Raw genomic sequence first — 11469 nt, 5'->3', positions numbered from 1 at the left:
GGTCGGCGGTTTCGTCGCCGCCCGCTTTCGCCTGCCGACCGTCGGTGGGTTGTTCCTGGCGGAAAAGCTGATCTCCCCCCTTCTTCTCGGCGTGATCAAACGCAAATAATTCGCGTCGCTTCATGGTGACGATGCTTCCAATATTCCCGCAACGCCGGCCAGCCGGCGTTATCTGATTTCTGTCCGGGTTCCGCGGTGCATCATCAGGCTGTGCGCGATCCAGCCGACGATGAAGCCGATGGCCAGCATGAAAAGCATGAACAGGGCGCGCGACATCGAAATCGTCCAGAACAGGAAACGGATTTCGACCACCGCAACATTCTGCAGAATGAAGATCAGCGCGAGCCCGGCGAGCACCAGGCTCAATACCAGCTTGAAATGCATTCCCCTGCCCTCCTTATCGCGTTTCGCCGGAAGTACCATGCCACTACGAGCATAGACCAGACGCGATCCGTCACGCCCGGACCGATTGCCGGGAACCGGGTCCCGCTGCATGGCGTCCCAAAACAAGGGAATGGTCTATAACTTCCTTCACACTACGAACAAAACACCCCAGGAGGACACCATGGCTGGCAAGAAACTGCTGATGATCGTCGGCGATTTCGGCGAAGACTACGAAATCATGGTCCCCTTTCAGGCCCTGCAGGTGGTCGGACACACCGTGCACGCCGTCTGCCCCGACAAGAAAGCCGGAGACACCGTGCGCACCGCCATACACGATTTCGAGGGCGACCAGACCTACAGCGAAAAGCCCGGACACAATTTCGCCCTCAACCACGATTTCGACAAGGTGAAACCCGAGGATTACGACGCCCTGGTGCTGCCGGGTGGCCGCGCGCCGGAATATCTGCGCCTGAACCCGCGCGTGCTGGAGATCTGCAAACACTTCGGCGATGCGGATAAGCCGATTGCCGCCATCTGTCACGGACTGCAGATCATGGCCGCCGCTGACATGCTCCAGGACCGTTCCTGTACCAGTTACCCTGCAGTCGGCCCCGAATGTTCAGTCGCGGGCGCCAGCTGGCAGGATATCGCCGTGACGGATGCCTTTGTTGATGGCAATCTGGTTACCGCCCAGGCCTGGCCTGCGCATCAGAAGTGGCTGGCGGAATTTCTAAAGGTGCTGGGGACGAAGATCGAACATTAACTTTGAAAAGAACAGACAAGGCAGTTCAGAAATTGCTTCCAAAAACATAATCCGGTAGACGGGATTTTAAGCTCGCCTCGTACTCGGGCTCGGCGTAATTCGCCATGCTGCTGGCGAATGCTGCACGCTGACGTGAAGATCCGTGGGTATCGAACAGGGATTGGCGCGTGCCGGCGCGGGTGATCTTGGCGTAGAAGCGTTTGATCTCGACGGGCGGAATTCCCGATCGGGCGGCGAGTTCCACGCCGATGTCGTCCGCTTCCGTTTCCTGCAGGCGTGACAGCGGCATCAGCTGCAGATACACCGCGATGTCCGAATTCATTTCGTTGATGACGTCGGCCACTTTAAGCGTACGTCCCGGCGGCGGTGGATCGAATTCCGCCGCCATCGAAATCTGTTCGCGCACGTGCTCGGCGATGACGTGCCCGATCTCGTGTGCCAGCACCACGCCGAGTTCGTCATCGTTCAGGTGATAGGCTTGGATGAAATGCGTGCCTACCAGCAGTTTGCCGCCCGCCATGCTGAAGGCGGCCACTTCCGGATCGGAAGTAATGTGCACCTCCCACGGCCAGTCTGCTGCCTCGGGCTTGAGAAAGACGGCCTGGGCGATCAGGCGTGAGCTGATCCGACGTACCCGTTCGAGGGTCGCCTTGTCGTTATCCAGTTCGTGAAGTGAAGCGAAGTGAACGAGCTTCTGGTGGTAGGCCTTGGACGCGGCGGCCTGGACGGCGGCGCGGGAAAAGAGCATGTGTTGGGAGCGTCCGGTTACCGGCACATCGGCCAGAACCGAACTTGTGCTGAGCAAAAATGCCGCGACCACCAGGAGTCGGACCACCTAATCGCCCCCTCAAAGGTGGTTCAGGGGCATGCCCATTACCACCTTTTTGTTACATCCTAATTACAAATTAGGCTGAAAAAGCGGGGGTTGCAAGGCAATTGGTCGGGTTTTATGTGCCGTTTATTTGCGCTTTGGTACTTGAATGAGGATTCGTCGAAGCCCGAGATTCAGGCAAACAGGGGGCGTTCGAGCCTCAATCCGCCACCAGAAACCGTCGGATATGCTCGTAAACGGACAGCAGTCCCATGGCCTCCCCGCCCTTCGGGCGGCCCGGACGGGGACGCTCATTCCACGCCATGATGTCGAAATGCGCCCAGGGGATCTTGTGTCCCACGAATTCCTGCAGGAACAGGGCGGCGGTGATGGCGCCGCCAAAGGGCGTGGCGGCTGAATTGACCAGATCGGCGACTTGGCTTTTGAGATAGGTCGAATAGGGCTTGTGCAGCGGCAGACGCCAGATGGGCTCGGCGACCGCTTCCGAGGCCTGCATCAGCCCGGATGCCAGCGCCTCGTCGTTGGCGAAGAACACCGGCACCTCGGTACCCAGCGCCACGCGGGCGGCGCCGGTCAGGGTGGCAAAGTCGATCAGCAGATCGATCTTGTCCTCGGACGCCGCATACAGGGCGTCGCAGATCGCCAGACGCCCTTCGGCGTCGGTGTTGTCCACCTCCACGGTCTTGCCGGACCGTGTTTTCAGCACGTCGCCGGGGCGGAAGGCGTTGGCGCCGATGGCGTTCTCTGCCGCGCCGATCAGCACGCGCAGGCGTACCGGCAGGCCGGTATCCATGATCCAGCGCGCCAGGCCCAGCACGTGGGCGGAGCCGCCCATGTCCTTTTTCATCATGCGCATGTTGCTGGCGGGTTTGATGTCCAGGCCGCCGCTATCGAAACACACGCCCTTCCCCACCAGAGTGACCTGGCGATGGCCAGGGTCGCCCCAGGTGAGCTCGATCAGCCGGGGCGGATGGCTGCTGGCCCGGCCCACGGCATGCAGCGCCGGGTAGTTCAGCGCCAGCAGCTCGTCGCCGACCACCTCGTTGAACTGTCCCCCATAGGTTACGGCCAGCTGGGCGGTTTCGGCGGCCAGATGCTGGGGCATCATGTCCTCCGCCGGCGTATTGATGAGATTGCGCACCAGCGAGATGGCCTCCACGGCCGCCTGAACGTCCTCGACGGCGCCGCTCAGCTTGAGCTGTGGCTGGGCATGCGGGCGCTTGGGGGGCTCCTTGTAGCGGGTATAGCGGTAGCTGCCCAGGCCCCAGGCGATCTCGGCCAGGCGCACGGTTTCCGCCGGCCAGTCGGATTCGAGGTGATAAACGCCGTTGGGCAGGCGCGCGGCCAGCCCGCCCAGCAGCCAGGGGTCGGGTTCCCTGGTGACGCCGAACAGGACGGCCTGCAGGTTGCCTTCGGCATCCGGAATCAGGCTGCGGCTGCCTTCCCTGGCATGGAAGTCGTTGGTCTCCACCCATCTGCGTACGCGCGGTTCCTGCCCTTCCAGCCATTCGTCGAGCTCGGCCTTGCGCATGGGGATGAGCGGGATGCTGGCGGCCTGGGCGTTTTCTTCTGCGAAGCACGTGGACATGGGCGTACTGACCTGTGGTTGGGGTTGAAGCTGCCGCAACCGCCTGCGCGAACGAGCGGTATGCGGCGTAAATTTCGTTTGACCTCAAGTTAAGTTGAGGTCCTAACATCCCTGCATCGAGTGACGAGCCAAGGATCGCAACATGACCGAGGGAAGCCTGCCGGCAAGCGCCGACAATGCATCATTCTACCGGATCGACGGACACCCGGATGCGTGTGTTAACATCGCGTCCCCATTTCGCATCCGCGATCGCGGCATGACTACTGCACTTTCAATACGGAATTTACGCAAAACCTACGACAACGGCGTCGAGGCGCTGAAAGGCATCAGCCTGGATGTCGCCGAGGGCGACTTCTACGCCCTGCTCGGCCCCAACGGTGCGGGCAAATCCACCACCATCGGCATCATCACCTCGCTGGTGCGCAAGACCTCGGGCACCGTGCAGGTATACGGCAAGGACCTGGACCGAGAGATCCAGCAGGTCAAGCGCTACATCGGCCTGGTCCCGCAGGAGTTCAACTTCAACGGCTTCGAGCCGGTGGAGGAGATCATCATCAACCAGGCGGGGTTCTACGGTATCGACCGCCCGGTGGCGCGCGAACGCACCAACGCCCTGCTCAAGGAGCTGGGCCTGTGGGACAAGCGCCGTACCATGGCGCGCAGCCTGTCCGGCGGCATGAAACGCCGCCTGATGATCGCGCGCGCCCTGGTGCACCGCCCGCGTCTGCTGATCCTGGACGAGCCGACGGCAGGCGTGGATATCGAGCTACGCCGCTCGATGTGGGACTTCCTGCGCGATACCAATAATGACGGCACGACGATCATCCTCACCACGCATTATCTGGAAGAGGCCGAAAGCCTGTGCCGCAACATCGGCATCATCGACAACGGTGAGCTGGTTGAAAACACCGGGATGAAGAACATCCTGGCCAAGCTCAACGTCGAGACCTTCGTGCTGGACCTGAAGGATCCGGTGAGCGAGCTGCCCTCGCTGCCAGAACATGCGGTACGTCTGGTGGACGAGCACACCATCGAGGCCGAGATAGCGCGTGAGGACGGCGTGAACCAGCTGTTCGCCGACCTCACCCGTCACGGCATCGAGGTGCTCAGCATGCGCAACAAGACCAACCGGCTGGAAGAACTGTTCCTCGATCTGGTGGGCCATAGCCCCGAAGACGCCAAGGAAAACGAGGAAAACGCCTGATATGAACGCGAACGAAATATTTATCGCCTACAAGACCATCGTCATCCGCGAGGTTCTGCGTTTCATGCGTATCTGGATGCAGACGGTGCTGCCGCCCATGATCACCACAGCGCTGTACTTCGTGATCTTCGGGCACCTGATCGGTAACCGCATCGGCGAGATGGACGGCTACAGCTACATGGAGTTCATGGTGCCGGGGCTGATCATGATGTCCATCATCACCAACTCCTACGCCAACGTGGTGTCGTCGGTGTACGGCGCCAAGTTCCAGCATCACATCGAGGAGATGCTGGTCTCCCCCATGCCCAACTGGGTGATGCTGCTCGGGTTCATTACCGGCGGCATGGCGCGCGGTCTGGTGGTGGGACTGGCGGTGTCGGTCGTGGCGTTGTTTTTCGCGCCGCTGCATATCCACAACTTTTTCGTGATCGCCCTGGTATTCATGCTCACCTCGGGCCTGTTCGCGCTGGGCGGCTTCCTCAACGGCATTTTCGCCAACAGCTTCGATCACATCTCGATCGTGCCGACCTTCGTGCTGACACCCCTCACCTACCTGGGCGGTGTGTTCTACTCCATTCACATGCTGCCCGAAATCTGGCAGAAGGTGTCTCTGGCGAACCCGATCCTGTACATGATCAATGCCTTCCGCTACGGCATTCTCGGCCAGTCCGACATCAAACTGTGGGTTTCGCTGCTGGTATTGATCGCTTTTTCGGGCGGCCTGTTCACCGCCAGCCTGTGGTTCCTGAAGCGCGGCTACGGCGTCAGGCAGTAACCGTTCCTCGGGCTGACAATAAAAAGGGGGGAAGCTTGAAAAAGCCTCCCCCTTTTTGCTTTTCTTCTGCCCTGCTTCAGTGTTTTGCTGCTTCGTTCTTTTCCTCGGCGCCGTGCGGGCTGTCCGAAGCGTGCGAGAGATACAGCGCCAAACCGATCAGAGCGATACCGGCGGCGAAGTAAAGCATCTGCAGGGGCGTGTCGAGCGTCATCTCCAGGGCATGCTCGAAGAACTTGACGATCAGGATCATCAGCACGACCTTGGCCAGGCGGGCCTTGAGGTCGTCCAGGTTGCTGATGAACAGCACCTTGGAACTGCGTTCCGAGCTTTCCGCTGCGTCGATCTTGCTGATGAACAGCTCGTACAGGCCCAGTGCGAAGATGAGCATGACGGTGGCAAGCAGGTAGCCGTCGATGATCTCGACCACGTGGGTGACCGTTTCCGCCCGCAGGTCCATGCGCGCTTCAATGGTCAGCCCGGACGAGGCGTAGTGCGTCAGGTGGGTCAGCATGTACCAGGTATCCACGGTGGCCATGTAAAACACGGCGATGGCGGCGGCCAGGCTCGCCACGACGGCAGCCAGTACCACCAGGCGGCTGTTCCACAAAAAACTCTCGAATACCTGCTCCAGCTTTTTCACGTTCAACTCCCCATTGAGTTATTCAAAAATCTTAAACCCCGGCCGTTTGCGGGCATCCACAGGAAGATAACCGTGAATCAGGTGGGGTTACCAGATGGGATGTCCAGCTCAGGCGCGAAAGCGGACTTTTACAACCGTTTCCGCCAGCAGATCAAGCCCTTGCGCTTACAGCCCTTTGTGTGCCAGCTACTGTTACGCGCTGATTTATGGTTTTGGTGTCGGTGCCACTGAAGGGCCTTCACACAGGGGCATGGCATCTTTGGGATTGAGGATACGTATGTCCGAGAAAGTATTTTACTAGTGCAATTGTATGCGGGAATCGGAACCTGCGATCTTCGGCCCTTTGCTGCGGAAGTATTTCAACCATGCGGCCATGATCCCAGCCGATATATCATTTTCTCTGCGGGCGTACCCGGCCGGGGTCGTACCCCAGTAAAAACCGATATAGCCGTCGACCATGCTGCGCGAACGGTCCACGAATTGATTGAATTCATCAATTCAGGGATATCCTGCTTTATGTAGCAACCCAGTCCGGTGATATCCAGATGCAGCCCTGTCCGCTCCGCCAGTGCCAAAACTCGCGCCAACTGGTTCAGAGCCTGCCAGTTCGGCCTGTCGGGAGATGACATGAACTTCCCCAGCTGCAAATGGATGCGTACGACATTGGCGCCAAGGCTTTTCATCTCCTCGAAATCCTTTTCAATCGTTGGCCATTCGTCGAGCCAGTAATTTTCAAGAAGGCGCTTGCGATCGTCGTGATCGTAGTTGAATCCCCAGGGGATGAATGCCTTGCCCGATGTGCCGATGACGAAATGGGCACCGTCCTGACTCAGATGGATATACGGAAGTCTATTTGCTGTCTCGGCATCGCCTGATTTTGAATCCGCCCAAACGCGAACCGGCATAAAAGCCACAATGCACACAATCAGCATGCAGGCGCTGACTATCGAGCGTATGTTTACGTGACGACTCATATGCTCCGCGCCGAGGTCAGGCCGATGGAATCCAGCGAACCTCGTTCGTGTAAAGGCGCTCGATCTCGGCGGCATCTACTGGCCTGGAGAAGAAGTAGCCCTGCCCGTAGCCACAGCCGATCTGTCTCAGGTAGTCGAGCTGTTCGGCGGTTTCGATGCCTTCAGCAAGAGACGCGAGCCCCAGGCTTCTGGCCAGCTGAACGGTCGCGGTGACGATGGCGGCATTGTCCAGGTCATCGGGCAGGCCCATGACGAAAGCACGGTCGATTTTGAGCATGCTCAAAGGCATGTGTTTGAGGCGGTGCAGTGAAGAAAAACCCGTGCCGAAGTCATCCAGGGCGATGGCGATGCCTTGCGCGTTGAGCTGGTTCAGTGCGGACTCCATGCGCTCCGGGTCCAGAATCATGGCGCTCTCGGTCACCTCCAACTCCAGTGACTCCCGGTCGACACCGGCTTCCTTGATCACGGACATGACCTGGTCCGCGAAGCCTTCCTGCAGCAGTTGCCTTGCCGATATGTTGACCGCGACGATCAGCTTCATGCCAGCGTCCTGCCAGGCACTGATCTGGCGACATGCCTCTTTGAGGACCCATTCGCCAATCGGGAGAATGAGGGCGGTCTCCTCAGCGATGGTTACGAACTCGGTGGGTGGCGTGAGCTGTCCGTCTTCCCTGCGCCAACGCAGCAATGCCTCCACGCCCACCATGCGCCCCTGCGCCAGCTCGACGACCGGCTGATATACAAGCTCGAACTGCGCCGCTTCAATGGCCTTGTGCAGGCTGTTGGCCAGCGACATGCGTTGCTGCTGTCGATCGGACAACTCCCTGGAGTAAAACTGATACCCACCCTTCCCCAGCTCTTTGGCGCGATACATGGCCGTATCGGCATGGCGCATGAGATCGTCGATATCGGTGCCGTCGAGCGGGTACTGGCTGATGCCGATACTGACGCCGACGTAGGCATCCTGGCCGGCAATCGTGAACGGCGTCTTGAGTGCCTCGAGAATGCGCTGGGCGAGAATGGCGGCATCCTGGCTTAGTTGATTCTCGTCTGCCGGCCTCCCGTTGCTGTGATGCGATATCAGCAGCACGAATTCGTCGCCGCCCTGCCTGGCCACGAAGTCGCTGGTGCGGACGATCTCGCGGAAGCGACCGGCGACCTGGCGCAGGAGCTTATCGCCCGCCTCGTGCCCCAGGGTGTCGTTGACCAGCTTGAAGTCGTCCAGGTCCATGAACATGATGGCGACCTGGCCGTTGTGGCGGCGCGCAGTGGCGAGGTCGCGTTCAAGCATTTGCAGCATCATGGCCCGGTTGGGCAGGCCGGTCAGGCTGTCATGAAACGCCATGTGCTCGATCTGCTCCTCGATCTGCTTCTCCCTTTTCTGCGCGCGCTTGAATTCGATGCCGCGGGTCAGGGAACGGGCGAGATCCGTGAGCAGTCCGATTTCCTGTTCGTCAAAGGCATCCGTTTCCCCGGCATACACCGACAGCACCCCGAACACCCACCCCTGTGACAGCAGCGGGAGCGCGATCATCGAATGGAACCCGTGTTCTCTAACGTGTGCGACCCACTCGGGGGCGGCTTTGAAATCATCCACGTTCTGGACGGTGTATATCTCACCGGTGCGTATGGCGATGCCGGTCGGCGTCTGCCCGGTTTCATCCGCGCCGCTCACCAGACCGCAGCTCTCCGGGGTGCACGAACATTGGCCGGCGGAGGCGAAATGCCGTAACGGGTCATTGGGTTTGTCCTGGACATAGCCGACCCATACAAAGGGATAGTCCCCGATCTCAGCGATGTTTCTGCAGGTGCCGGCGACCAGGTCCTCCTCGCTGACCGCGCTGCCGAGTATCTCGTCGCTGGCGTTGAGTGCGCCCAGCGCGCGGTTGGCCTGTTGGAGCTGGACCTCGTTCCTGCGATGCTCGGTGACATCACGTCCGACACCGGCCACGCCGACAGTCTGTCCGGTATGGTTCTTGATGGCCACGCCATTGAAGTGGTACAGCGCGGGTCCATCAGGTGTCAGAAGATGCACCTCGGCTTCTGCATAACCGTTGCCTATCACGTTGGCGATCATGCGCGCGATGGAGGGGCGGTCGGATTCGGCAAGCAGTTCGGCGGCCGCCAGGTTCCGCAGTTCATTCGCCAGACGGCCGCTCGCTTTGTGTAGCGCAGTGTTCCACCATACCAGCTTGCCGTTGAGGTCGACCCGGTACAGGATGTCGGAAATGCTCTCCGTGACCGCATGGTGCTGCTGATAAAGCCGTGCGAGTTCATCGGCCATGTACGCACGTTCGGTAACGTCATGGAAAATGGATACCAGATAAAGCTCTCCGCCAAGCATCAGGCGGGCGCTGCCGATCTCGGCAATGAAGTTGCTGCCGTCCTTGCGCCGTACAGGAATATCCGCGGCCACGCTGGTTGTTTTGGTGCTGGCATCGCTGAAGGATTCGATCACGTACGGTAAATTGGCCGGTTCGTGCAGCATGTCGAACCGCCGGCCGATCAACTCTTCGCGCGAATAACCGACCATCCTGCAGAAGACGTCGTTGACCATCCGGAGACGCCTGTCCGATACGTGCACCGTGGTGATGCCGGCTACGGCGGTATTGTATATCGCCTCGAAGCGCTCTTCGGATGCCCTGAGTTCCTCGTTGAGCCGGCTGAGATCATTGACGCGGGCATCGAGCTCTTCGGCGAGCATATTGAGGCCGGTCATGATGGCGTCTAGCTCATCGCCTGCGTCTGTCGGTTTGGTACGCGCGTCGAGTTCGCCGAAGGCGATCCGGTAGATCGCATCCAGGATCTGCGAGATACGCGGATCGGCCTGTTGCTGTCGACGGGTGTTCATTGAATACCGTCTCTGCCCCGAGAAATGCGGTCGTCAGGGACTGTGATACGTATGCGCTCCATTGCAGTTATGCCGGTCTGTCTGGTTTCAGAAAACCTTTCAGCCATTCCAGGGCCTCGGGCTCGTCGGTGAACATACGCGTGGGTACGCGCATGCGGTTGATGCCGATATAAAAGTTACCCATTACCCGGCTCACCGGCGAGGCGACAAGCAAGGCGGTGGCGGTCACCACACCCTTCAGGGCATCGCTGCCCCAGAAGCGGCGTGCCTCCAGTGTGGCGGATTTAATCCAGCGAATGTCTACCAGCACTGGCCGGGGTATTCCTCTGCCGGCCTTGGCGATCCTCTTGAGAGAGTCTTTGGCCTTTGCCAGCGTGTCTTCGGCGCCGGGCGGGACGATGGCGCGCACGATGCCGTCGTCACCAAGCCAGAAGGTGCCGTCGGACACGGCGGCCGTATCGGTCGCCGGTGCATCGTTTTCGGGTGGGTGATGTTCTTCCATGTCCCTGCTCACTAGTCCGGCCCTAATCGCATCATCCTCTGCGTGTCCTTCCTGTACTTCCCGTACGTAGTCGAGAGCTTCTGGGTTGTGTGTTTCTTTATTGTGGACGTGGAGACGGGAGTGGATTCCACGTGGGCAGGCCCCTGGATGCCCTTATCCGTAGTCTAGCTGACCTGCCATGATCTGCAGGGTAATTGGATGGTCATAGGCGACCGGCGGCCGCCCCGGCCCGATTTGCGGCTGTACAATATTTGAGCTTTGGAGGAATAAATTAATGATGGTCGTTCAATTGGACAAAAAATGAGCGAGTGCTGTGTGTTGACGTAACCGCTCCAGCAATTTTGGTCAAAGTTTTTCCAATTACCTATGACGATAGGCATTTACTTCTCTTATGATACTTTGTCTGTTCGTTCAAAAACGAGCTTGAGAGAATTTCCTGAAGTAATAACTTTCTTTATCCCGCCCTCAACTGAAACACCAGAAAGTTCGATATCAAACCCACCTTGGACATTCTTGACGATTTCCAATGATGCGACGACGGTCAAGGACTTCAGAGTCAACCCCTGGACTCCTTTTAGCGCCGAGACAGCCGCAACGACAGCATCTGCGATGTCCTGTCCGGGCTCCTTTGTAAGGGCTTTGCTGGATAGTTTATTTGGTACAAGAACCAGGGTAATTGAGTTTGCATCGGTTTGCTTTTTACCACCGCCTGCAGACAGGAATAGAGAGACCTTTCCATTTGTATCACGCTCGGCCCTGGATGAAAGCGTCAGCTCTGCGCTTTTCAGAGGAGGCAGTGTTGAGGAGATTTCTCTGTTCTGGGCGATTCTGTCCACCGCCACCTGGACTTGTGTGACAAGTTCCTGTACGGCCACTTGCGTTTCGGCTGGGGTGAGGCTTGCGCAGCCTGAAATGGATAGTACGAAAAAGAGCAGGACGGTAATTTTCAGTTTCAT

Annotated in this window: 11 protein-coding genes; 3 read left to right on the top strand and 8 right to left on the bottom strand. The window is 59.0% G+C overall.

The window, feature by feature from the left end:
- Window positions 1-168 precede the first annotated feature (168 nt).
- Window positions 169-384 carry a LapA family protein gene (locus tag P8Y64_11680; GenBank protein MEJ2061125.1) on the bottom strand — a complete coding sequence of 72 codons (216 nt, stop codon included), beginning with the start codon at window positions 382-384 and terminating at the stop codon, window positions 169-171.
- A gap of 181 nt (window positions 385-565) precedes the next feature.
- On the opposite strand from P8Y64_11680, the gene P8Y64_11675 reads away from it, so the two are divergent.
- Entirely contained in the window at window positions 566-1147 is a 582-nt protein-coding gene (locus P8Y64_11675; protein ID MEJ2061124.1) for a DJ-1/PfpI family protein, read from the top strand.
- A gap of 25 nt (window positions 1148-1172) precedes the next feature.
- On the opposite strand, the gene P8Y64_11670 is transcribed toward P8Y64_11675, so the two are convergent.
- Together P8Y64_11670 and P8Y64_11665 are read right to left on the bottom strand one after the other, a co-directional pair.
- A complete protein-coding gene (locus P8Y64_11670) occupies window positions 1173-1982 on the bottom strand; it encodes a M48 family metallopeptidase (GenBank protein ID MEJ2061123.1) in 810 nt (269 codons plus the stop codon).
- Window positions 1983-2178: 196 nt separating this feature from the next.
- Window positions 2179-3567, bottom strand: coding sequence for a leucyl aminopeptidase family protein (locus tag P8Y64_11665; GenBank protein MEJ2061122.1), 1389 nt, complete (start codon window positions 3565-3567; stop codon window positions 2179-2181).
- Between the two features lie 256 nt (window positions 3568-3823).
- On the opposite strand from P8Y64_11665, the gene P8Y64_11660 reads away from it, so the two are divergent.
- Both P8Y64_11660 and P8Y64_11655 read left to right on the top strand, forming a co-directional pair.
- Window positions 3824-4771: an ABC transporter ATP-binding protein gene (locus tag P8Y64_11660; protein ID MEJ2061121.1), complete on the top strand. Its 948-nt coding sequence runs from the start codon at window positions 3824-3826 to the stop codon at window positions 4769-4771.
- Window position 4772: 1 nt separating this feature from the next.
- Window positions 4773-5546 (top strand): ABC transporter permease, encoded by a 774-nt coding sequence (locus P8Y64_11655; protein MEJ2061120.1) that lies wholly within the window; start codon window positions 4773-4775, stop codon window positions 5544-5546.
- A 76-nt stretch (window positions 5547-5622) separates the two neighbouring features.
- On the opposite strand, the gene P8Y64_11650 is transcribed toward P8Y64_11655, so the two are convergent.
- From P8Y64_11650 to P8Y64_11630, 5 genes are all read right to left on the bottom strand, one after another.
- Window positions 5623-6186 carry a YqhA family protein gene (locus P8Y64_11650; GenBank protein ID MEJ2061119.1) on the bottom strand — a complete coding sequence of 188 codons (564 nt, stop codon included), beginning with the start codon at window positions 6184-6186 and terminating at the stop codon, window positions 5623-5625.
- A gap of 359 nt (window positions 6187-6545) precedes the next feature.
- Window positions 6546-7160 (bottom strand): hypothetical protein, encoded by a 615-nt coding sequence (locus P8Y64_11645; protein ID MEJ2061118.1) that lies wholly within the window; start codon window positions 7158-7160, stop codon window positions 6546-6548.
- Between the two features lie 16 nt (window positions 7161-7176).
- A complete protein-coding gene (locus P8Y64_11640) occupies window positions 7177-10011 on the bottom strand; it encodes an EAL domain-containing protein (protein ID MEJ2061117.1) in 2835 nt (944 codons plus the stop codon).
- A 67-nt stretch (window positions 10012-10078) separates the two neighbouring features.
- A complete protein-coding gene (locus tag P8Y64_11635) occupies window positions 10079-10513 on the bottom strand; it encodes a hypothetical protein (protein ID MEJ2061116.1) in 435 nt (144 codons plus the stop codon).
- 389 nt (window positions 10514-10902) lie between these two features.
- Window positions 10903-11469: hypothetical protein (locus tag P8Y64_11630; GenBank protein MEJ2061115.1), on the bottom strand; the 567-nt coding region annotated here is incomplete at its 5' end.

This window comes from Gammaproteobacteria bacterium (genome assembly GCA_037388465.1).
In the GTDB taxonomy this organism is placed as follows: Bacteria; Pseudomonadota; Gammaproteobacteria; order SpSt-1174; family SpSt-1174; genus JARRKE01.
The sequence above is the reverse complement of the archived record's forward strand: the minus strand, read 5'-3'. Positions and strand labels throughout refer to the sequence as shown.